A 22,362-nucleotide genomic window follows, 5' to 3' on the forward strand; every position below is an offset into this window, starting at 1 on the left:
TTGATCTGCCCTGACGTGCTCTATCCCAACGGGTTTCAACCAAGGGCACCAAAGGGGTTTCGCTTGCGCGCACTGCTTTTCTCGACTGCACTTCTGGCCATTGGCGCGGTTTCAGCCAGCGCCGACACGACACAGCCCGATCCCTCGAACTGGGATTCGGTTCTGGAGGATGCGCGGGGCGAAACGGTCTATTTCAACGCCTGGGGCGGCTCTCAGAACATCAATGCCTATATCGAGTGGGCCGGCGCGGAGCTGAAAGAACGCTACGGCGTCACGCTCAGACATGTGAAGCTCGAGGATACGGCCAGTGCGGTCGCCACCGTGGTGGCGGAAAAGGCTGCCGGTCGCGATGCGGGCGGAACGGTCGATCTCATCTGGATCAATGGCGAAAACTTTGCCGCCATGAAGCGGCAGGGGCTGATCCTCTCGCCGGGCTGGGCGGAAAAGCTGCCGAACTGGGCCTTTGTCGATGTCGAGAACAAGCCGACCGTCCGCTCCGACTTCACCGTGCCGGTGGAAGGGCTGGAAAGCCCGTGGGGCATGGCGAAACTCGTCTTCTTCTACGACACCGCGCGCATCCATGTGGAAGACCTGCCGCAGGATGCCGACGGGCTGTTGAAATGGGCGCAGGAAAACCCGGGTCGCTTCTCCTACCCGCAGCCGCCGGATTTCGTCGGCTCGTCCTTCCTGAAGCAGGTTCTGGCCGAAACGGTCGAAGACCCGGCACTGCTGCAACAGCCGGTCGATGAAGATACGTTCGATCAGGTGACGAAGCCGCTGTTCGACTATCTCGATGCGCTGAACCCGGTCATGTGGCGTTCCGGCCGTGCCTATCCGCAGAATTATCCGGCGATGAAGCAGCTTCTGGCCGATTCCGAGCTCGACATCATCTTCGCCTTCAATCCGGCTGAAGCCTCGAACGCCATTGCCAATGGCGAGCTGCCCGACACGGTGCGTTCCTTCACCTTTCCCGGCGGCACGCTGGCCAACACCCATTTCCTGACCATCCCCTACAATGCTTCGGCAAAGGCGGGCGCGCTGGTGGCGGCCAATTTCCTGATGTCGCCCGAGGCGCAGGCGCGCAAGCAGGATCCAGCCATCTGGGGCGATCCGACGGTGCTCGCGCTCGACAAGCTGGATGTGGAAGACCGCGCCCGTTTCGACGCCATCGATCTCGGTGTCGCAACGCTGCGGCCCGACGAACTCGGCCCGGCGCTGGACGAGCCGCATCCGAGCTGGATGGAGCGCATCGAAACCGAGTGGAAGCGGCGCTATGGGGTTGGCAACTAGCCAAGGCACGGGACCAGCCTGATGCTGACGCGCCTCGGTCCCGTTCTCGCCATCGGGCTTTTGACCGTTCCGGTCGCGTTCGGGCTGGCCGGCACATTGCTGCCGGCCTTCGGCTATCTGCCGGCGCTGGGTGGCATGGAGTTCGGGCCTGCGCCCTTCGCCATGCTGTTTGCCGAGCCGGCCATTCTCATGTCGGCGCTGATGAGCCTCGTCAGCGGGCTTGCGACGGCGGCGATCTCGCTTGCGGTGGTGATGCTCTTCACTGCGGCCTGGGGCGGCACGCGTCTTTTCGCGCGCATCCAGCATCTGATTTCGCCGCTGCTTTCCGTGCCGCACGCGGCCAGCGCTTTTGCGCTCGCCTTTCTCATTGCGCCATCGGGCATGATCGCGCGGCTGATCTCGCCGGGGCTGACCGGCTGGGAACGCCCGCCCGACCTCCTGATCGTGCACGACCCGTTTGGCCTGTCTATGATGGCGGGGCTGATCGTGAAGGAAATTCCGTTCCTGCTTCTCGTTACGCTGGCGGCGCTGCCGCAGGTGAAACCGGCGCGCACGCGCGCACTCATCGCATCGATGGGATATGGGCGCATCTCCGGTTTCGTGTTCGGCCTCTGGCCGTCGATCTATCCGCAGATCCGTCTGCCGGTTTTCGCGGTCATCGCCTTTGCTACATCGGTGGTGGATGTGGCCGCCATTCTGGGGCCGACCACGCCCGCGCCGCTGGCGGTGCGGCTGGTCAACTGGATGAACGATCCCGACCTCTCCATGCGCTTTCTGGCGTCGGCGGGGGCGGTGCTGCAACTGGGCGTCACGGCCGCCGCAATCCTGATCTGGATCGGTTTCGAGAAGCTCGGCGCGTGGCTGCGCGACCGGCTTGCCTGCGCCGGGCGGCGGCTTCGGCGCGACAGTGTTCTGCGCTGGGGCGCGTTGGCCGCGATGCTTGTGTCTGCCGGCGCAATCTTCGCCGGGCTTGTGGCGCTCGGCCTGTGGTCGGTGGCGGGGCTGTGGCAGTATCCGGACCTGCTGCCCGCGCGCTTTGACCTGCGCAACTGGATGCGGGTTTTGCCCAATCTGGTGGAGCCGCTGGCAACCACGCTGTTCGTGGCGTTCATTTCCACATTCGTTGCGGCGGTGATCGCCATATTGTGCTTCGTGCGGGAGGACGAGATGGGGCATCCGCCGGGGCGGGGCGCGCTGGCGCTTCTCTATCTGCCGCTTCTGGTGCCGCAGGTGGCGTTCCTGTTCGGGCTCCAGCTTCTCTTCATCCTGACCGGTGTGGAGGCGACGCTGGCGGCGCTCGTCTTTGCCCATCTCGTCTTCGTGCTGCCCTATGCCTGGCTCGCCCTGAAAGACCCCTGGCGCGCCTTCGACCGGCGTTACGACCAGATCGCGGCGGGGCTCGGCAAGGGGCCGTTGCGGCGGTTCTTCCAGATCCGCCTGCCGATGCTGGCGCGACCGCTTCTTGCCGTTGCGGCCATCGGCTTTTCGGTGTCGGTCGGGCTCTATCTGCCGACGGTGCTGATCGGCGCGGGGCGGCTGACGACGATCACCACGGAGGCGGTGGCGCTCGCCTCGGGCGGCAATCGCCGCGTGATCGGCATCTATGCCTTCATGCAGATGGTGCTGCCGGCCGTCGGCTTTGCCGTTGCCACAATCGTGCCGGCGCTGATATTCCGCCGGTATCGCGACATGCATGTTTGAACGGACACGGGATTTGACGGAAGCCGGACTCTTCATCGACCGGGTGACGATTGCGCTTGAAGGGCGCGAGATCGTTTCGCTGACCAGGCGGGTTGCGCCCGGCGGGGTGCTGACGGTCATGGGGCCGTCAGGCGCGGGCAAGTCAACGCTGCTTGCCTATATTGGCGGGTTTCTCGATCCGGTGTTTTCGGCGCGCGGCAGGGTGTTTGTCGATGGAACCGAGGTGACGGCGCTGAAGCCCGAAGACCGGCATATGGGTGTGCTATTTCAGGACCCGCTTCTGTTTCCGCATATGAGTGTGGGCGGCAATCTGATGTTCGCGCTGCCGGAGGCGGTGTGCGGCCGCGCGGCGCGGGCGGAGCGTGTCGCACAGGCGCTTGAGGGCGTGGGCCTTGCGGGGCTCGAGACGCGCGATCCGGCAACGCTGTCGGGTGGGCAGAAGGCGCGGGTGGCGCTGGCGCGCGTGCTGGCCTCTTCGCCACGCGCCCTGCTTCTGGACGAGCCCTTTTCCAAGCTCGATGCGGAACTGCGCGCGCAGACCCGCGAACTGGTTTTCTCCAAGGCGAGCGAAAGCGGGCTGCCGGTTCTGCTGGTGACGCATGACGAGGCCGACGCGGAAGCCGCCGGTGGCGACATCGTGCGGATTGGGGTGTGATGGAGAGACCGAAACTCCCCGACCTGCCGGTAACGGAAGTGCTGCCGGCGCTGAGCGCGGCGCTGGAGACGCAGGGCAAGGCGGTGCTGGTCGCGCCGCCGGGAGCGGGCAAGACGACGCTTGCGCCGCTTGCGCTTCTGGACGCCGAGTGGGCGTCGCGCGGGCGCATCGTGCTTCTGGAGCCGCGCCGGCTCGCCGCGCGGGCTGCGGCCCGGCGCATGGCGGCGATCCTCGGCGAGGAGCCGGGCGAGACCGTCGGCTACGCCATGCGCATGGAGCGGAAGGTCTCCGCCAGAACCCGCATTCTCGTGGTGACGGAAGGCGTTCTCGCCCGCATGATCGTCGATGATCCGGAGCTCTCCGGCATCGCGGCGGTGCTGTTTGACGAGTTTCACGAACGCTCGCTCGATGGCGATTTCGCGCTGGCGCTGGCGCTCGATGCGCAGGCCGCGCTGCGGCCGGACCTGCGGCTTCTGGTGATGTCGGCCACGCTTGATGGCGCGCGGGTGGCGGCGCTTCTTGGCGATGCGCCGGTGATCGAGAGCGAGGGGCGGAGCTTTCCCGTCGAACTGCGCCATGCGGAACGGCCCGCCGGCGAGGCCATCGACGAGACGATGGCGCGTGCGGTGCGCACGGTTCTGGCGGAGGAGGAGGGCAGCGTGCTCGCCTTCCTGCCCGGTCAGCGCGAGATCGAGCGAACGGCGGAGCGCCTTGCCGAACGGCTGCCTGCCGATGTGGACATCACGCCGCTTTATGGCGGTCTCGACGGGCGGGCGCAGGATGCAGCCATCCGCCCGGCGGGTGCGGGGCGGCGCAAGGTGGTTCTGGCGACGGCCATTGCGGAAACCTCGGTCACCATTGACGGTGTGCGCGTGGTGATCGACAGCGGCCTGTCGCGCCTGCCGAAATTCGAGCCCTCAACGGGCCTGACGCGGCTTGAAACGGTGCGCGTTTCGCGCGCTTCCGCCGATCAGCGGGCGGGCCGTGCGGGGCGCACTGCGCCGGGTATCGCGCTTCGGCTCTGGCGGGCGGAGCAGACGGCGGCGCTGCCCGCCTTCACGCCGCCGGAAATTCTGGAGGCGGATCTGTCGGGCCTGCTGCTCGACTGCGCTGCCTTCGGCGTGAGCGATCCGGCCTCTCTTTCCTTTCTCGATGCGCCGCCGGCCGCGGCGGTTGCCGAGGCGCGCAGCCTCTTGCAGCGGCTTGAGGCGCTGGACGAGGCGGGCCGGCTGACGGCGGCGGGCGAGGCTATGCGCAGGCTCGCCCTGCCGGTGCGGCTGGCGCATATGGTGGCGCGCGCGGCGGAAGACGGTCACGCGCTCGCCGCAGCCGAACTCGCCGTACTCCTGTCGGAGCGCGGGCTGGGCGGCCGGTCCGCCGATCTGGACGACCGGTTGCAGCGCTTCCGCAGGGAGCGGGGTGCGCGGGCGGAACAGGCGCGCGGGCTGGCCGCGCGGCTTGCCAAATCTGCCGGTGGTGAACGCGCCGGCGATGCGCCGCATGCGGGCGCTCTGCTCATCAACGCTTGGCCCGACCGCGTTGCCAAGGCGCGGGGCGCGCATGGGCATTTCGTCATGGTGAATGGTCGTGGTGGTGTGCTGGCGCCGGAGGAACGGCTTGCCGGCAGCGCCTTTCTGGTGGTCGCCGATCTTCAGGGGCGCGCGCAGAATGCGCGCATCGCCTCGGCAGCGACGATTGACGAGGAAGAGATCGTGGCCGCACTCGGGCATCTGATCGAGGAGGTCACGGAGACGCGCTTTGAGCGGGGCGCGGGCACGCTCAGGCAGCGGCGGGTGCGCCGGCTGGGCGCGCTGGTGCTGGCCGAGCAGGTTCTGCCGCCGCCATCGGGTGCCGCCGCCGACCGCGCGGTGATCGACGCCGTGCGGGCAAACGGGCTGTCGCTCCTGCCATGGGACAGGGAGGCGAAGGCGCTCAGGGGCAAGCTTGCCTGGCTCCATGCGGCAAAGGGCGATCCGTGGCCGGATATGTCGGACGAGGCGCTTCTCGAACGGCTCGACGACTGGCTTCTGCCATTTCTCACCGGCGAAGCGTCGCTTTCCAGACTGTCGCCGCACATCCTGCGCGAAGGGCTGACCGCGCTGGTGCCGCACGAATTTCAAAGGCGCATCGGTAAGATGGCGCCCAGCCATTACGACGCGCCTTCGGGCAGCCATGTGCCTATTCGCTACGAGGCGGAGGGGCCGGTTCTGGCGATCCGCGTGCAGGAGCTTTTCGGCCTGACCGAACACCCGACGGTCGCCGATGGCATTCCGCTGAAGCTTGAGCTTCTGTCGCCGGCGCACCGACCGATCCAGACCACGCGGGATCTGCCGGGCTTCTGGGCCGGATCGTGGGCGGATGTGCGCGCAGACATGCGTGGGCGCTACCCCAAGCATGTCTGGCCGGAAGATCCGGCGAACGCAGCCGCGACACATCGCGCCAAACCGCGCAAAAAATAGTTCTTGGAGTGCGGGCGGACTTCCCTCATAACCCCGCAATGCTTGAGGATATCAGGGCACACGATCCGAACCACGGCCTGCGGCTCAACACGCTGATCAAGTTGCGCTGGCTGGCGATCATCGGTCAGAGCGCAGCGGTGATCGTCGTCGCTTTCGGGCTCGATTTTCCGTTGCCTGTGGGCCTGTGTTTCGCGCTGATCGCCGCCTCCGCATGGCTCAACGTGCACCTCGCCATCCGCTATTCGGCGGCGCACCGCCTCGCGCCGCTTGCCGCTCTCGGCATTCTCACATTCGATGCGTTTCAGCTTGCCGGCCTGCTCTACATGACGGGTGGCCTCACCAACCCGTTCTCGCTTTTGATGACGGTGCCCGTGGTTATCTCGGCCACATCGCTGCCGCTGCGCTGGACCGCGCTTCTGGGTTTTCTGGTGGTGGCGCTGACAACGGCCCTCGCCGTGTTCCACCGCCCGCTTCCCTGGTTCCCGGGCACGGAACTGGTGATGCCGCTGATCTACATTATCGGCGTGTGGATCGCCGTGGTGTCGAGCATCGCGTTTACCGGGGTCTACGCCTACCGGGTGGCGAAGGAGGCGCGGCTTCTGGCCAACGCTCTCGCCGCCACCGAACTGGTGCTGCAGCGCGAGCAGCACATCTCGGCGCTGGACGGGCTGGCGGCGGCGGCCGCGCACGAGCTTGGAACGCCGCTCGCCACCATCGCGCTGGTGGCGCGCGAGATGGAGCGTGCGCTCGGCAAGGACGAGCGCTTCAGCGAAGATGTGACGCTGCTGCGGACGCAGAGCGAACGCTGCCGTGAAATTCTGCGCCAGCTGACCAGCCTGTCATCGGAGGGCGAGGCGCATATGGCGCGCCAGCCCTTTACGTCGCTGATCGAGGAAACGGCAGCACCACACCGTGATTTCGGCATCGATATCCACCTGGAGCCGGGCACGACAGAGGGTCCGGAGCCGGTGGGGCGACGCAACCCGGGCGTGATCTACGGGCTTGGCAATCTGGTCGAGAACGCGGTCGACTTCGCCAAGGAGAGCGTGACGATCCGCTGGCACTGGGATGCGGATACGGTCGGGCTCCTGGTTGTCGATGACGGAAACGGCTTTCCGGCCGAGATCCTTGACCGGATCGGAGAGCCTTATATGTCGAAGCGGTCCTCCGGTGGCAGCAGCGGCGGCGGGCTGGGGCTGGGGCTTTTTATTGCCAAGACGCTGCTTGAGCGTTCCGGTGCGCAGATCCGCTTCGGCAATCTCGCCGAGAAAGGCAAGGGTGCCTATGCAGAGGTCATCTGGCAGCGCTCGATTTTCGTGGTGCCTGACGACAATCTGGAATCAGGCGAAAAGAGTCCTAAATTGGAAAGCTGACAGATTTAGGTTAGAAAGATTCTAGGAAGAGTAACGTGCTGAACGTGCTGGATATGACAAGCAACACCGAGGAAGACCCGGCAGCAGTCCTGGGTGAAGACCGCTCCCTTCTCATCGTTGACGATGACAAGCCGTTTCTGACGCGTCTGGCGCGGGCGATGGAAAGCCGTGGCTTCACGGTGGAAACGGCCGAGAGCGTGGAAGAAGCCGTGGCGCGGGCCAGGGCGACCCCGCCGGCCTTTGCCGTGGTCGACATGCGCCTTGCCGATGGCAATGGCCTCGACGTGGTGGCCACCATTCGCGAAAAGCGCAAGGATTCCCGCACGATCATTCTGACCGGCTACGGCAACATCGCCACCGCGGTCACTGCGGTGAAGCTTGGCGCGGTCGACTACCTGGCAAAGCCCGCCGATGCCGACGACATCTACGCAGCACTTACCCGGCAGGCCGGTGAGAAGGTTGCACCCCCGGAAAATCCCATGTCCGCCGACCGCGTGCGCTGGGAGCATATCCAGCGGGTCTACGAGATGTGCGACCGCAATGTCTCGGAAACGGCGCGCCGGCTGAACATGCATCGGCGCACCCTGCAGCGCATCCTTGCCAAGCGCGCGCCGCGCTAGGGCTCTTCCTGTGGTTCCTGCTGCGTACAGGGAGCCCGATCCCGGGATTGTGATGTCTGCCGGCAAGCATGGGTTTATGGACAAGTTCCATAACCAGCGGTAAAACTGAAAAACAGGTATTTTTTCCTGTTTCGAGATTCCGGAAGGATGAGTCGCGTGCTTTCGCACGACAAGGTTTGGGCAGCCATAGACGCACTGGCTGTGCGTCACTCGCTTTCCGCCTCCGGCCTGGCCCGGAAGGCAGGCCTGGATTCGACTGCTTTCAACAAATCCAAGCGGCTTTCGGCGGATGGACGCCCGCGCTGGCCCTCGACGGAATCCCTGTCAAAGATCATGGATGCAACCGGCACCACGCTCTGGGAGTTCGTGGCGCTTCTGCAGAATGACGGCAAGCCGGCTGAGCCCTATGAGCAGCCTTCATCCAGCGTTCCGCTGATCGGTTTTGCCCAGGCAGGCGCCGGCGGGTTCTTTGACGATGCGGGTTTTCCGCTCGGAGAAGGGTGGGAGCATGTCGACCTGCCCGGGCCGGCACATGAAGGGGCCTATGCGCTGCAGGTCCAGGGTGAATCCATGATGCCGCTCTACCGTGACGGCGACACGCTGATCGTGGATCCGACCGCGCGCCTGCGACGCGGCGACCGTGTGGTGGTCAAGACGGCGGGTGGCGAAGTCATGGCAAAGGTTCTTCTGCGGCAGACGAGCCGGCAGGTGGAACTGCTTTCCCTCAACCCCGAACATCCCAATCGCTTGCTGGAAAAAACGCAGATGGAATGGATGGCGCGCATTATCTGGGCGAGCCAGTGATGGCGGGGCGATATCGTTGTCGGTCCCTGTTTCTGGCCTGCGCAGCGATGCTCGCATCGTCCGGCTTCAGCCCCATAGAGGCACAGGAGAGGCGGCAACCACGCGTCATCGCACCGGAACTCGTCGCGCCGCCACCCATTGACGCCACGGGACTGAAACGTGCCGATCCGCGCATGCCGCTCAGCGAGCTTGGGGCACCAGCGCCCGAACCCAAGCCCCAGGACACGCTCTACTACCGGCCGATGGCAATTGCTGCGGGTATGTTTGAATCCGAAGGCCGCACCATAACCGTTGACGGTATCCGCATCATTGCGCCGGATCAGGTCTGCGATGCCAGTGACGGTGGCGTGTGGCCCTGCGGCAAGCGCGCGCGCACCGCGTTTCGCTACTGGCTGCGCGGGCGCGCCGTGGAGTGTCACGTTGAAGGAGCAGGTGAGGACGCCGCTGCGGAGGAAGAAAGCGACAGGCCGATGCGCTGTTCGCTTGCGGGCTATGACGTCGGCACGTGGCTGGTGGAGAATGGCTGGGCGCTTGCCGAGACTGGAGGTCCCTACGCCGAAAAGTCCCGGGCGGCCCGCAATGCCGGCAAAGGCATATTCAGTGGCGGGCCGTCCGGTTCGTAGAGCATTTTGCAGTCAGGTGGAATCACCTTACGTCAGCCCAAATGCAGGAAGTCAGACAGATAGAACGGAGCAGCGTTTCCGTGAAACGGTGAACCGCTCCAGAGCATTTTGCAGTCAGGTGGAATCACCTGACGTCAGCACAAATGCGGAAAGACAGACAGATAGAACGGAGCATCGTTTCCGTGCAACGGTGCTCCGCTCTAACGAAAGCCTGAGTTCTTTTGCCTCAGAGCTCGCCGTTCAGCGCTGCGGTGATCAAGCTGCGTGTTTCGGCGATGCCATAGAGCGCCGCGAACGAGCCGAAGCGGGGGCCTCGTTCCTGGCCCAGAAGCACCTGATAGAGCATCTGGAAAAAGGCGACCGAGACACCCGGCCCGCCATTCGGGCTCTTGCGCTTGTGGTCCTGATAGCGCTCGATGCCGCGCGCCACATCAAGAATGGCGTTCTGGATGGCTTCGCCATCGGCGTCCGCCGGCAGCGCTCCAAGAGCCTCATTGATGCCGGCAAGTGCTTCGCGCTCGATCTCGTCGGGTGCGCGGAACGCCTTGGACGGCTTTACGAAATCCTCGAAGTAACGCAGCGCATAGCCGGTGAGGCGGTCGAGCTCGGGATGCGTCTGCGGCGTGACGCCGGGCGCATAGCGCGAGATGAAGCCCCACAGAACATCCGTGTTCTGCGCGTTGGAGGCGCTCACCAGGTTGAGCAGCAGCGCAAACGGCACCGGCAGTTCGATTGCCGGCGGTGTGCCGTCATGGATGTGCCAGACCGGGTTGCCCAGACGGTTCTTCCAGTCCTGGCGATCATAGGCCGAAAGGAAGGTGTAGTACTCGTCCACCGCACGCGGGATCACGTCGAAATAGAGCTTCTTGGCCGCTTTCGGCTTCTGAAACATGTAGAGCGACAGGCTCTCGGTCGGGGCATAGGCGAGCCACTCGTCGATGGTCAGGCCGTTGCCCTTGGACTTGGAGATCTTCTGGCCGTTCTCGTCCAGGAACAGCTCGTAGTTGAACCCTTCCGGCGGCTTCTTGCCGAGTGCTGCGCAGATCTGCGCCGCCAGCTTGACGCTGTCGATCAGGTCCTTGCCGGACATTTCATAGTCGACGCCAAGGGCCGCCCAGCGCATGGCCCAGTCGGGCTTCCACTGCAGCTTGCAGTGTCCGCCGGTCACGGGCGTCTCGAACAGCTCGCCGCTTTCGGGGTCGCGCCAGACAATGCTGCCGGCATCCACCTTGCGCTCTTCCAGCGGAACCTGCATCACCACGCCCGTTTTCGGGTGGATGGGCAGGAAGGGCGAATAGGTCTGCGCGCGCTCTTCGCGCAGCGACGGCAGCATGATGTCCATCACCGCGTCATAGCGCTCGAGCATGGTCAGCAGCATCTCGTCGAAGCGGCCGGCGGCATAGTACTCGGTCGAGGAAGCGAACTCGTAGTCGAAGCCGAACCGGTCGAGGAACGCCCGAAGCCGTGCATTGTTGGCCGCCCCGAAGGACGGGTATTCGTTGGAGAACGGGTCCGGCACTTTCGTCAGCGGCTTGCCCAGATGCGTGCGCAGCATCTCCTTGTTGGGCACATTGTCCGGCACCTTGCGCAGGCCGTCCATATCGTCGGAGAAGCACAGGATCTTGGTCTTGATCCTGTCCTCGGTGAGCACGCGAAAAGCGTGCCTTACCATGGAGGTGCGGGCCACTTCGCCGAACGTGCCGATATGCGGCAGGCCCGAGGGGCCGTAGCCCGTCTCGAAGAGCACGGTGTCGGGGAAACCGCCTTCGTAGCGTTTGACGATCTTGCGCGCCTCTTCGAAGGGCCAGGCCTTGCTCTCGGCTGCGGCCTCCATCACATCGGGCGTCAATTCAAGCGCGTCTCGGCTTGCCGTCGTCATGTCGCTTTCCAGAATTATGTTTCGATCAAGGGCCAAGCCTGTAAGGCGGCTCAGCCGGTGCGTCAATCGAAGCGACGATTTTTCATTGCGGCATGACGCCCGGCTACCTACTTTCGGGCTCCAGTATTTTACCAGCGGAGAACGTAATGGCTGAGCCGACCGCCCACGAAGCCCTGATCTACCTGATGGTCGTCATGTCGGCCGCCGACCGGGATATGACCGACGCGGAGCTCGCCATTATCGGCGACACGATCCGTTCCTGGCCGGTGTTTCGCGAGTTCGACGACAATCGCATCATCGAAGTGGCGCGTCAGTGCCAGCAGATCCTCCAGGAAGACAGCGGGCTTGAACGCATCCTGAATGCCGTGCGCGACACCGTGCCGGCGAAGTTGCACGACACGGCCTATGCGCTGGCAGTCGAGGTCGCGGCCGCCGACATGCATGTGGAGCCGGAAGAAAAGCGTATGCTGCACATCGTGCGCAGCCGACTGCATCTGGAACCGCTCGTGGCGGCTGCGATCGAGCGGACGGTTCAGGCCCGCAAGCGCACTCTTGCCTGACCGGGTGTTTGGTCAAGCGCATGTGACTGGCGTTTGAACGGGGTAGCGGAATAATGGCGGCATGACCTCGTTTCTGCTCTCCGAAGCGGCCATCCGTCTCTTCGCATTCATCGGCATATTTGCGGCCATGGCGCTCTACGAGCTCTGGTCGCCGCGCCTGGAGCGGCCGGAAATGACCGGCGCACTGAAATCGCGCCGGTGGTTCGCCAACCTTTCCATGGTTCTCATTTCATCGGTGATGCTCAGGGTGGTGTTTCCGGCCGCTGCCGTGGGGGCCGCCCTTTGGGCGGAAGCATCGGATTGGGGCTTTTTCAATGCGCTGCGCATCGATCCGCTTGTTGCGGGGCTGATCTCGTTTGTCGTGCTCGATTTCGCGGTCTGGCTCGAACATGTAGCAAGCCACAAAATCCCGCTTCTCTGGCGCATCCACCGCATGCACCACGCCGACAACGGCTTCGACGTGACGACGGGGCTGCGTTTCCATCCGTTCGAAATCCTCCTTTCGATGGTCTGGAAGGCGGCAGTCGTCGTCGCGCTGGGCGCACCTGTTCTATCCGTGCTCCTGTTCGAGATCGTCCTCAACGGGACGTCCATGTTCAACCATTCGAATGTGAAAATTCCGCTTGGTCTTGACCGGTTGCTACGGTTTTTCGTGGTCACCCCGGACATGCATCGCGTTCATCATTCCACCATCAGGCGGGAGACGGATTCCAACTACGGTTTCAATTTTCCATTCTGGGACCGTCTGTTCGGCACCTATATTGCCCAACCGAAACTCGGGCATGAAGATATGAATATCGGGCTGTCCGCATATCGTGGGTCATTCACGGCGCGGCTTTTATGGATGCTTGCCCTGCCGTTTCGCACATTGCGGCGGGATCAGTAGAAGTCGACCGGAAAATAGCGCAGATAGATGTCGGTGAAGCGACCGCTGACGTCGATGCTTTGAAGGGCGAAATCGATGGCTTCGGCGAGCTGGGGCATGTCGCCGGGCACTGCGATTGCAAGACCCTGCCCCAGATATTCCGGCGCGAGATAGGGGCCGCCGGAAAAGGCGCAGCAATTGTCGGAGGCCTGGCCGGCGAGCCAGAAGCTCAGCTTCACGCCATCGCCGAAGATGCCGTCGAGCCTGCCGGATTTCAAATCTTCGTAAAGCCAGTCACGCCTAGTGTAGACGACGCTCTGGGCATTCGGAAAGAGGTCGCGTAACAGCATCTCGTGCGCCGACGCACCAATGACACCGATGCGTTTACCGGCGGTGGATGCGTGAAGCGGTTCCGATAGCGTTGCCCCCCTGCGCGTCACGAGGCGTGCGGGAAAACGCATATAGGGGCGTGAAAACAGATAACGCTCCCGGTTCTCGGCGGTGATCGCCAGACCTGCGATGATTGCCTCGCCCTGCTTGCTTTCGATGGCTGTGTCGAGTTCGTGCCAGGGCAGCGCCTGCACCTGGCACCGCTCCATCATGTCGAGTTCGGCGCAAATCTGCCGGGCCAGATCGATGTGAACGCCACTCAGGCGGTTGTCGGCGTCCAGATAGTTGAATGGAAAGAAGTCGACGGTGGTCAGGAAGCGCAGTCTCGGCAGTGCTGAAAGGTCCGGTTTCGACTGCCGCTGCTTGGGCTCGGAAAAGCCGGGGGGAGCCGGGGTCTGCGCGATGGTGACGTGCGCAGGCAGCAAGAAAAAGAGAGTGGCCACTATGTGAAGCGCGCGGAAATTCATGGCTGAGTCCATATAGCCGGCAAATAAATATTAATTTTCTTTTGAGAAGAATTTAGCGGGTTATTAAATATCATTGTTATCATCTTTCGCCATGGCGAGGTATAGTGGCGGGTACGCGCGTAGATTTTGCGCGGCGGCATAGAATGTCGGCGGGGATGAATACATATGTTCGATTTTGGAAAGACGCGGGCGATTATTCAGCAGATTCAAAAGGCCCGAAGCCCTTCGGCCATCTGTAATACACTGGTGTCGTTCACGGAGCACTACGGTCTTCATGCCGTTTGCGCAGGCACACTTCCGGCTAAAGGCAGTACGCCCGGCGATCAGGTTGGGCATCTGGTTCTCAGTAGTTGGCCGGCAGAGTGGATCGACCGTTATGTTTCGTGCAACTACATCTTTCATGACCCCATCGTAAACCATGCCCGCCAGAGCGGAAATGCCATTCTGTGGCGCGATATTCTGAAAGAGCGACAGGAATCCTGCAAAACGTCAAAACTGTTGAGCGAAGCGCGGGAGTTCAGGCTCGTGGACGGTATAGCCATGTCGTTCACGACGCTTGAAGGGCTCCAGATCGTCATGTCGTTCGCCGGTGAGCAGGCCGAACTCTCTCCACGCGACCTGGATGTCGTGTCGTTTGTCTCTTCATACGCGCTCGGCCATGCGCTGAGCCTGCGCGGAGAAGACCGGTTCGGCCAACTTGAAGCTCTTGAAAAGGAGTGTTTGCAACTCTCCACGCGCGGGCGCACCGTCCCGGAAATCGCCGAAAAGCTTGCCTTGTCGGAAATAGAGGTGAGCGCTCATCTGGAGCAGGCGAAGCGGAAACTCGGCCCGGGCCACACACTTTACCGTCAGGGTGAGGGGCCACGCCTTACGCCACGGGAGAAGGAGTGTCTGCAATGGGCGGCATTGGGAAAATCGGAATGGGAGGTTTCGCAGATACTCGGCATATCCGAGCATACGGCAGAGAAACATCTCCTTAATGCAAAGACGAAGCTGGGAGCTTCAAATCGTGTTCATGCCGTCGCCGAGGCCATCCGGTGCGGTGTCTTTGAATGAAGCGGTCTTGCAGGAAGAAGGGCATTTTTATTCCATTTCGCACGAAAGTTGCGAAGTCTGAGATATTGTGATGCTATAGTTGAAATATTGCGGGGGACGGGGAATCATGATGTGTAACTTCCGGTTTACGCGCAGATTGCGGTCTTGTGATATCTGGGATTTTTCAGGATCTTCTTTCAGAGGATCTCTTTTTTTCAAGAAAACAGATGTGGGGTTCAGGTTGTTAACTTGACAGGGATGATCGAAGATGGATCATCTCGCCGGGAGTTGGGATGCGGAAAGCAATCCCGACAAACTGAATGAAACCGATGGATTGCCGGCTGCCGTGTCTCCGTCGCCGATGGCGGACTGGCTGCCGATCCTGAGATCTCTGTCGATCGACGAAGAAGAGGCCCGTCGCGTGGATGCGCGGGCAAGGCTCGCGGGGGTCTGTTTCCAGACGGAGCTTCTATCTTCCGGCCTGGTGTCGGAGCGGACGCTGTTTCTCGCTCTTGCAAAGCACATGGGACTTGCCTTTGTTGCCCACCCGGATCCAGACGCTCTGGTCATGCGTGAGCGGCAGGGTCTGGCTGCGCTGGCACGGCGCGGCGGTGCGCGGGTAAGCCTGATCGTCGATGAGCGTGGTCAGTCGATCGTTCTGATCGCGCCAGACAGGCTGAACATCCCTGCTTTGAGATCGTTTGTAGAGCGATATCCGCGGGCGTCGACCCGCATACGCGTGGTACAGCCGACCGTTCTACGTGACGCGATCTCCGTCCGCTCGCAAAAGGCGCTCATGCGCATTGCCACGGAGAGGTTGTTTACAATCGCACCGGAGATGTCTGCGCGCATAGTCGCCAATGCGTGGCAGGGGGCGGTGCTGGGCGCGGCAACCGTGGCGCTTGCCTTTGCCGCATTGTTTGCGCCGTCGGCGACCCTGCTCGCACTGCATATGCTGTTTTCGCTGGCGTTCCTCGCCTGCGTTCTGCTGAGAGTCATGGTCCGGTTGGGCGGGCGGGTTTCGACAGAGCCGCGGATGACGACGGTCCGGCCCGCTGAGATGCCTGTCTACTCGGTGCTGATCGCACTCTACAAGGAGGCGGAGATTGTGCCGGATCTCCTCGTCGCTCTTAGCAGGATCGTCTGGCCCCGCTCCAAACTGGAGATCAAACTGGTCTGCGAGCAGGATGACGAGGAAACGCTCGCCGCCCTCAGAGCTCAGGAGTTACGCCCCTACATCGAGGTGATTGAGGTGCCGCCGGGTGTGCCGCGCACAAAGCCGAAGGCACTGTCCTATGCGCTTCCGATGACGTCGGGCGCGTTTGTCGCGCTCTACGACGCTGAAGACAGGCCGCATCCGTTTCAACTGGTCGAGGCCTGGCATGCATTTCGCGGTGCGGATGAGCGCCTTGCCTGCGTGCAGGCTCCCCTGACGATCTCCAATCGGCGGGAGAGCTGGATCTCGGCGATGTTTGCGCTGGAATATGCTGCGCTCTTTCGAGCGGTTCTGCCCTGGCTTGCGCGACGCGGCCTCCTATTGCCTCTGGGCGGTACGTCCAATCATTTTCGCCGGTCCGCGCTCGAGGCGGTGGGGGGTTGGGATCCCTACAACGTGACGGAGGACGCCGATCTGGGGGCGCGTCTTCATCGCTATGGGTACCGGGCGGACGTGATCTGCAATCCAACACAGGAAGATGCCCCCACCGACATTCGCACCTGGGTGCCGCAACGCACGCGCTGGTTCAAGGGATGGGTGCAGACCTGGCTGGTTCACATGCGGGATCCGGCCGCGACCGCCCGTGAAATCGGGCTTCTGTCCTTTATCGTCATGCAGGTCCTGTTTGCGGGCATGGTCTTTTCAGCGCTCGCCTACAGTGTCTTCTGGGCGACCGCGCTGGGAATTGGCATCCATTGGTATCTAGGCGGTGAGTTTCGACCGACCGAGAGCATTCTGCTTCTGGTTGATGTTTTGAATGTCGCGCTCGGTCACGTCGCCTTTCTGCTGTTGGGCTGGTCCGCACTCCAGAAGACCGAGAAGCCGGGCTTCTGGAAATGCATCCTCTGGACGCCGGCTTACTGGTGCCTCATGTCGATCGCTGCCTGGCGCTGCGTCTGGCAGCTCTACTGGAACCCCCATCACTGGGAGAAGACGCCGCACAAACGCCGCAACCGGGTGCGCGTCTCACTCCAGAAAACCGGGACCTGAGCCGATGACCAGCTGATCCTCCTGGCCGATGGCCCCGAGATCGCGGCCGTCATAGGAAATCGACAGGAGCATGCGCCGAATAACGGCGAGCCTTGCCCGCCGCTTGTCGTTGGCGCGCACCACGGTCCACGGTGCATGGGCGCTGTGTGTCCGCTCGAGCATGAGGTCGCGGAAGTGGGTATAGTCGTCCCACTTCTTGATGCCGGCCACGTCCATTGGCGAGAACTTCCAGTATTTAAGCCGGCTGTGCCGGCGGTCGTGAAACCGCCCGAGCTGCGTTTCCTGACCGATGTTCAGCCAGAACTTGAAGAAATGAATCCCGTCATTGACGATCGCGCGTTCGAAATCGGGTGTTTCATCCAGAAACTGCTCGTGCTGGGCGGGTGTACAGAAGCCCATCACGGGTTCCACGCCGCCCCGATTGTACCAGGAGCGGTCGAAGGTGACCAACTCCCCGCTGGTCGGAAAGTGCGCCACATAGCGTTGAAAATACCATTGGCCGCGCTCGGTCTCGCTTGGTTTTGGCAGGGCAACATTTCGCGCATTGCGTGGATTGAGATAGGCGCGGATACGCGAGATCGTACCGCCTTTGCCAGCGGCATCGCGGCCCTCGAAGAGCGCCATGACGCGGGCGCCGCTTGCCTGCATCCAGGACTGAAGCTTGACGAGCTCAACCTGCAGCGCCTCCAGCTGCTCCTCGTAATCGTCCTTGTCGAGCTTTTCCTCGTAGGGATAGCCGCCCGCAGTCAGTTCCCTGTCCTTGATCCAGTCGGGCAGATCCGGGTCATCAATATCGAACACCCGCTTCTTGCCTGATAGTGTCAGCTTGAAGGGCTCGATCTTTTCAAGTGCGGGGTTATCCAGAGGCTTGTTCATAAAATCGATCCTGAACCGTGGGAGTGTCCATGCTATTTGCAGCTTGATACAAGGTCCAGCGGCGAAGAAGAAGCGGCAACAGGTCTTCATGAAACGAGCTCGATGAAGGGCTCTCTGGCGACCGCGGCGATGAAGGTGGTTGGTGGGAGTTGGTTGGCGGTATGAGTGATGAAGAGCGGCAGACGCCGCGAAGACGGATGCTGCGGTACATTGCAAAGAGTGCTGCGCCCCTGAAGCAGGCGCTTCAGACTTTGGCGAACCGGAAAAATACCACCGAGCCGAGCGAGCGTCCCCGTGTCGTTCGGGGCGATATCGACTCTCTGCCGGCAGTCTATCTGGCGGCGGCCGTGCTTGATCCGCTTTACATTTTCGATGGCGCCGGAAGCATTCTTTATTCCAACGAGGCTGCGGACCTTGCGTTTGGGCCGATGACCAAGAGCGTCTCGCTACGCCTGAAATTCCGCGCTCCCGAAATGCACGAGCTGGTCAGCCGCGTCATTTCAGGCGCGGAGGAATCGACGGCGATCAACTATTCAGAGCGTGTCCCGGTGGAGCGGGCCTACCGTGTGGTGGCGAGCCGCATCGGAAATGATACCGGTCTCTACGTGCTGATGTTCAAGGATCAGAGCGAGGCGCGCCGGATCGATCGGATGCGGGCGGATTTCATCGCCAATGCGAGCCATGAGCTGCGCACGCCGCTTGCTTCCGTCGCGGGCTTCATCGAGACGCTGCGCGGCCCCGCGCGTGACGATGCAAAGGCGCGGGAGAACTTTCTGCAGATCATGCAGAACCAGACGCAGCGCATGGCGCGCCTGATCGATGATCTGCTTTCGCTTTCGCGGCTGGAGATGAAGCCCTATCAGAAGCCGAACGCCCAGCTTGATGTGGTGGCGCTGGTCAGGGGAGTGATTGAATCCATGCGGCATATCGCCAGTGAAAACGGGGTCGAAATCGTTTCGGAACTTGGCGATGCGCCGCTGCTTGTCGCAGGGCACTCCGATGAACTGGTTCAGGTGTTCGAAAACCTGCTCGAAAATGCCTGCAAATACGGCAGTTCGGGCGAACGGATCCTGGTCTCGGCGGAGCAGGCGAGCCCCATGGACGAGGTGCGGGTCAGGGTGCAGGATTTCGGTCCCGGCATTCCCGAAGAACATATTCCTCGCATCACGGAGCGCTTTTACAGGGTCGACGTTGAGACCAGCCGCACGCAGAAGGGCACAGGTCTTGGATTGTCCATCGTCAAGCACATACTGACACGGCACGATGCGCGATTGTCGGTCAAATCGGCATCGGGCAAAGGCGCGACGTTTGTGGTTCACTTCCCGCCTGTCCCACCATCTGGCACCGGCGCCGAAAGCGCCTGAAGCCAGGCCCAGCTTCAACCGTCAGACTTTCATTTTCCCGCCATCACAATAACTTAGAAAGTGCGGGATATAGCGACGCCGGATCGGCCGAGGAGGAATGAAACCATGCAAAACCAGCACACCATGCGGTCCTTCGACGATGAGTTGAATTATCTGTCGGATCAGATCGCGGCGATGGGGGGATATGCTGAGCGCATGGTCGCGGAGGCCGTTGCAGCACTTGTGCAATCGGATTCCGGGCTTGCCCGCAAGGTGGTGGAAGACGATGCCTTTCTTGACGCCAAGGAACGCGAGATCGGCGAACGGGCCGTCATCATCATCGGCAAGCGCCAGCCGGTGGCCGATGACCTTCGGGAAATCGTCGGCGCGATCCGCATCTCCTCGGACCTGGAGCGCATCGGCGACCTCGGCAAGAACATTGCCAAGCGTGTCGTCGCCGTCACCGAAGGCAAGCAGCCCGTCCGTCTTTTTCGCGGACTGGAAGCGCTGGCCGGTCTGGCACTCACCCAGCTCAAGGAAGTGCTGGACGTCTATGCATCCCGTTCGGTGGAGCGGATCGGTTTCGTGCGCGACCGGGACGAGGAAATCGACGCTATGTACACGTCGCTGTTTCGTGAACTTCTGACCTATATGATGGAAGATCCGCGCAACATCACGGCCTGTACGCATCTACTGTTCTGCGCCAAAAATATCGAGCGCATCGGCGATCACGCGACCAACATTGCCGAGACGGTGCACCACATCGTAACCGGACGTCAGTTGCCGCTGGAGCGTCCGAAGGAAGACCAGAGCCACAGCGTGGTCGCGGAGCCGGACGCGTAGGCGCTTCTTTAAAACCCGGTGCTGTTGTGCTCCGGCGCGCGCTCCAAGCGCAGGCCGGAGCGTTGCGTCATGCATTGGCGACAGCAATCGCCTCAATCTCGATCATCGCCTGGGGCGTGTAGAGCGCCTTGACCTCGACAATGCTGTCTGCGGGGTAGGGCGCGGAGAAGAACTCCCGGCGCAGGGTGACGACATCGTCGAATTTCTGCATGTCGGTCACGAAGATGGTCACTTTGGCGATGTCGCTTAGCCTCAGCCCACCGCTCTTGAGCGCCCGTTCCAGGTTCTTGAAAGCGCGCCGGCCCTGCGTGAGAAAGTCGCCTTCGACGATCTTGCCGTCATCGCCGTAACCGGCCTGTCCCGAGACAAAGACGAGATTGCCCGTCTGAATCCCCTGAGAGAGCAGGTAGGGGGCATAGGGATCGGGATCGGTGACAATTTGCTTGAGTTGCATGGCTGTTCTCCATTCAGGTTATGCAGCAGATATGAACCTCCCATTGACTTGTGACAAAAGGCGATATCTCATCATATAAATGAGTTCTATTCATCTATAGCGGAGGCATGTCTTGACCTGGATGCCGTTGCCGGCGCTGCGCACTTTTGTGGAAGTGGCACGGCTTGCGAGTTTCAAGAAAGCAGCCGATTCACTCAATGTGACGCCAACGGCGGTCAGCCATCAGATCAGAAAGCTGGAAGAGCAACTGGGTGTTGCCCTCTTCGAACGCCATGTCCGGCGCATATCACTGACCCGGGAGGGCGCGCGTCTTTATCCGGTGCTGGATGAGGCCTTCGGGCGCATTGGCGAGGCGCTGGAAACGGTGCGGCGCGATGCCTCGCAGAGCTCTCTTGTTGTCGCGGCCACCATGGCCGTCTCAACCTTCTGGATTGGACCGCAGGTGCGTGCGTTTCGCACGGCGTTTCCGGAGCTGGGCTGTCGTATCCTCGCCTCCGATGATGTGGTCGACCTGTCGGGCGGAGATGCCGATCTTGCCGTTCGGTTCCAGCGAGATAGTGATCCGAACCTCGAAAGCTTCGATCTTGCGCCGGGTCGGTTTGCGCCTGTAGCGGCTCCGTCGCTTGATCCGCAGTCGCTGCAGGAAACGCCTCTTCTGGCGTTCGAATGGGCTTCACCGCACCCTGAAGCACCCGATTGGGAGCGCTGGTGGCGGACGGCTGGTCTCGGGCGCCTAAACTCCGGTCGCATCGTGTGGTTTTCGGACGAGGCGCACGCCGTGCAGGCGGCGATGGGCGGCCAGGGTGCCCTCCTTGCAAACCTCAGCCTGCTCGGGCGAGAGCTCGCCACAGGCGTTCTGCGGCGGCTGGATGGCCCGGTCATCTCTTATGGGCAATTCCGCCTTGTGCGCCCGCGCGGGAGGAAAAGTTCGGTGCAGGAGGCGGTGTGGCAATGGTGGTGCTCTGCCCTTTCGGGAACAGGGTGATCGCTTCGGGCAAAGAAAAACCCGGCTGCGACGATGCGTCAGCCGGGTAGTCCAGAGGAGAGTTTTAGCTGTATCAGCGGCTCCTGCGCCGCTCCGATGCCGGCTGGTAGGCAAGGCGGGAGTGATAGGTGCAGTAAGGGCCGTTTTCACCGGCTTCATTGCCGCAAAAGCTGAAATCTTCCGAGAGAGGATCGCCATTCGGCCACTTGCAGGTGGTTTCCGTGAGCTGCACAAGTTCGAGCTTGCGCGAGATGGGAACCACCACGTCCGCGGTCGGGCGAAGATAGGTCCGCGCCACCGGCTCTTCATCGAACTGTGCCTGAAGGGCCGTCGCGCCGACACTGACCGTGGTCGGCCGGGTGTTGCGCGGGCGGCGCGTCGTGGTCGTGCCCTGGGTCGATGGCGCCGCCTTTTTCTGGCGGGTACGCGGACTGGTCGCGCGGCCACGGCTGGACAGCTTGAGGCGGTGGACCTTGCCGATCACGGCGTTGCGGCTGACGCCGCCAAGCTGAGCTGCGATCTGGCTCGCGCTCAGGCCTTCCGCCCACAATTTCTTTAAGGTTTCGACTCTTTCGTCAGTCCAGTTCATCGGGACACGCTCCTGTCCAGCGTGCGGAATCCGAATCCATTCCCGCTCAGCCAAAGCCGAGGGAGCACCATATGATCATGGTAGGTGTGGTCCGCCGCACAAAATGTAGTCTTTTTGCTTGGGCTGAAACTACCTTATCGGCAGACTCCGTGACAAGAGTCCTTACCGTAAGCTGATTCGGTTTTTGGGGTTTTCCCCAATTTGCTGTTTTTTGCTGTCACTGAGCTGTCGTGCCTGCGTGCGTTGACAGGCAAGCGGAAACAACCGATAAATCTCACGAGTGCCGCCCCTTGGGCGGCATTTTGATTTCATTCTTTCGTACCCGTGGCCGTGCGGGGCGAAAAC

At 62.3% G+C, this 22,362-nt stretch carries 20 protein-coding genes; 15 read left to right on the forward strand and 5 right to left on the reverse strand.

Features of this window, described 5'->3' with window-relative positions:
* The first annotated feature begins 63 nt into the window (after positions 1 to 63).
* The 8 genes from KUG85_RS07090 to KUG85_RS07125 all read left to right on the forward strand — a co-directional run bounded on the left by KUG85_RS07090 (position 64) and on the right by KUG85_RS07125 (position 9,525).
* On the forward strand, positions 64 to 1,290 hold the full coding sequence (locus KUG85_RS07090) for an ABC transporter substrate-binding protein (RefSeq protein WP_223004685.1): 1,227 nt from the start codon (positions 64 to 66) through the stop codon (positions 1,288 to 1,290).
* A gap of 21 nt (positions 1,291 to 1,311) precedes the next feature.
* Entirely contained in the window at positions 1,312 to 2,991 is a 1,680-nt protein-coding gene (locus KUG85_RS07095; protein ID WP_223004686.1) for an ABC transporter permease, read from the forward strand.
* Positions 2,984 to 3,646: an ATP-binding cassette domain-containing protein gene (locus KUG85_RS07100; RefSeq protein WP_223004687.1), complete on the forward strand. Its 663-nt coding sequence runs from the start codon at positions 2,984 to 2,986 to the stop codon at positions 3,644 to 3,646. Before KUG85_RS07095 ends, KUG85_RS07100 begins: the two co-directional genes overlap by 8 nt.
* Positions 3,646 to 6,105 carry an ATP-dependent helicase HrpB gene (gene hrpB / locus KUG85_RS07105; protein WP_223004688.1) on the forward strand — a complete coding sequence of 820 codons (2,460 nt, stop codon included), beginning with the start codon at positions 3,646 to 3,648 and terminating at the stop codon, positions 6,103 to 6,105. Before KUG85_RS07100 ends, hrpB begins: the two co-directional genes overlap by 1 nt.
* A 38-nt stretch (positions 6,106 to 6,143) precedes the next feature.
* A complete protein-coding gene (locus KUG85_RS07110; RefSeq protein WP_065817212.1) occupies positions 6,144 to 7,478 on the forward strand; it encodes an ActS/PrrB/RegB family redox-sensitive histidine kinase in 1,335 nt (444 codons plus the stop codon).
* 53 nt (positions 7,479 to 7,531) lie between these two features.
* Positions 7,532 to 8,098, forward strand: a complete 567-nt coding sequence (locus tag KUG85_RS07115) for an ActR/PrrA/RegA family redox response regulator transcription factor (protein WP_065817426.1) — start codon at positions 7,532 to 7,534, stop codon at positions 8,096 to 8,098.
* Positions 8,099 to 8,254: 156 nt separating this feature from the next.
* Positions 8,255 to 8,902: a S24 family peptidase gene (locus KUG85_RS07120; RefSeq protein WP_007010528.1), complete on the forward strand. Its 648-nt coding sequence runs from the start codon at positions 8,255 to 8,257 to the stop codon at positions 8,900 to 8,902.
* 47 nt (positions 8,903 to 8,949) lie between these two features.
* A complete protein-coding gene (locus KUG85_RS07125) occupies positions 8,950 to 9,525 on the forward strand; it encodes a thermonuclease family protein (protein WP_255606285.1) in 576 nt (191 codons plus the stop codon).
* A gap of 226 nt (positions 9,526 to 9,751) precedes the next feature.
* Here the strand turns inward: KUG85_RS07125 and KUG85_RS07130 are convergent, their stop codons facing one another.
* Positions 9,752 to 11,404 carry a lysine--tRNA ligase gene (locus tag KUG85_RS07130; protein ID WP_223004690.1) on the reverse strand — a complete coding sequence of 551 codons (1,653 nt, stop codon included), beginning with the start codon at positions 11,402 to 11,404 and terminating at the stop codon, positions 9,752 to 9,754.
* Positions 11,405 to 11,550: 146 nt separating this feature from the next.
* Here KUG85_RS07130 and KUG85_RS07135 point away from each other — a divergent pair, with 146 nt between their 5' ends.
* A complete protein-coding gene (locus KUG85_RS07135) occupies positions 11,551 to 11,964 on the forward strand; it encodes a tellurite resistance TerB family protein (RefSeq protein WP_007007660.1) in 414 nt (137 codons plus the stop codon).
* 61 nt (positions 11,965 to 12,025) lie between these two features.
* Entirely contained in the window at positions 12,026 to 12,850 is an 825-nt protein-coding gene (locus KUG85_RS07140; protein WP_223004691.1) for a sterol desaturase family protein, read from the forward strand.
* On the opposite strand, the gene KUG85_RS07145 is transcribed toward KUG85_RS07140, so the two are convergent.
* A complete protein-coding gene (locus KUG85_RS07145) occupies positions 12,844 to 13,686 on the reverse strand; it encodes a transporter substrate-binding domain-containing protein (protein WP_223005215.1) in 843 nt (280 codons plus the stop codon). The two genes, KUG85_RS07140 and KUG85_RS07145, sit on opposite strands and share 7 nt — an antisense overlap.
* Positions 13,687 to 13,851: 165 nt before the next feature.
* Between KUG85_RS07145 and KUG85_RS07150 the strand changes: the two genes are divergently transcribed.
* Together KUG85_RS07150 and KUG85_RS07155 are read left to right on the forward strand one after the other, a co-directional pair.
* Complete coding sequence (locus KUG85_RS07150; RefSeq protein WP_223004692.1) at positions 13,852 to 14,742, forward strand: helix-turn-helix transcriptional regulator; 891 nt, start codon at positions 13,852 to 13,854, stop codon at positions 14,740 to 14,742.
* 247 nt (positions 14,743 to 14,989) lie between these two features.
* Positions 14,990 to 16,927 (forward strand): glycosyltransferase, encoded by a 1,938-nt coding sequence (locus KUG85_RS07155; RefSeq protein ID WP_255606287.1) that lies wholly within the window; start codon positions 14,990 to 14,992, stop codon positions 16,925 to 16,927.
* On the opposite strand, the gene ppk2 is transcribed toward KUG85_RS07155, so the two are convergent.
* Positions 16,904 to 17,803: a polyphosphate kinase 2 gene (gene ppk2, locus KUG85_RS07160; protein ID WP_223004693.1), complete on the reverse strand. Its 900-nt coding sequence runs from the start codon at positions 17,801 to 17,803 to the stop codon at positions 16,904 to 16,906. The genes KUG85_RS07155 and ppk2 overlap by 24 nt on opposite strands.
* Positions 17,804 to 17,964: 161 nt before the next feature.
* Between ppk2 and KUG85_RS07165 the strand changes: the two genes are divergently transcribed.
* Complete coding sequence (locus tag KUG85_RS07165; RefSeq protein ID WP_223004694.1) at positions 17,965 to 19,167, forward strand: sensor histidine kinase; 1,203 nt, start codon at positions 17,965 to 17,967, stop codon at positions 19,165 to 19,167.
* A gap of 105 nt (positions 19,168 to 19,272) precedes the next feature.
* Complete coding sequence (phoU, locus tag KUG85_RS07170) at positions 19,273 to 19,989, forward strand: phosphate signaling complex protein PhoU (protein WP_007007654.1); 717 nt, start codon at positions 19,273 to 19,275, stop codon at positions 19,987 to 19,989.
* Positions 19,990 to 20,056: 67 nt separating this feature from the next.
* Here the strand turns inward: phoU and KUG85_RS07175 are convergent, their stop codons facing one another.
* Positions 20,057 to 20,443, reverse strand: coding sequence for a RidA family protein (locus KUG85_RS07175; protein WP_223004695.1), 387 nt, complete (start codon positions 20,441 to 20,443; stop codon positions 20,057 to 20,059).
* 121 nt (positions 20,444 to 20,564) lie between these two features.
* Here KUG85_RS07175 and KUG85_RS07180 point away from each other — a divergent pair, with 121 nt between their 5' ends.
* Positions 20,565 to 21,428 (forward strand): LysR family transcriptional regulator, encoded by an 864-nt coding sequence (locus KUG85_RS07180; RefSeq protein ID WP_255606370.1) that lies wholly within the window; start codon positions 20,565 to 20,567, stop codon positions 21,426 to 21,428.
* Between the two features lie 73 nt (positions 21,429 to 21,501).
* Here the strand turns inward: KUG85_RS07180 and KUG85_RS07185 are convergent, their stop codons facing one another.
* On the reverse strand, positions 21,502 to 22,017 hold the full coding sequence (locus KUG85_RS07185; protein WP_065817202.1) for a GcrA family cell cycle regulator: 516 nt from the start codon (positions 22,015 to 22,017) through the stop codon (positions 21,502 to 21,504).
* Positions 22,018 to 22,362: the final 345 nt, after the last annotated feature.

Source organism: Nitratireductor rhodophyticola, assembly GCF_019891355.1.
Classification (GTDB): Bacteria; Pseudomonadota; Alphaproteobacteria; order Rhizobiales; family Rhizobiaceae; genus Nitratireductor; species Nitratireductor rhodophyticola.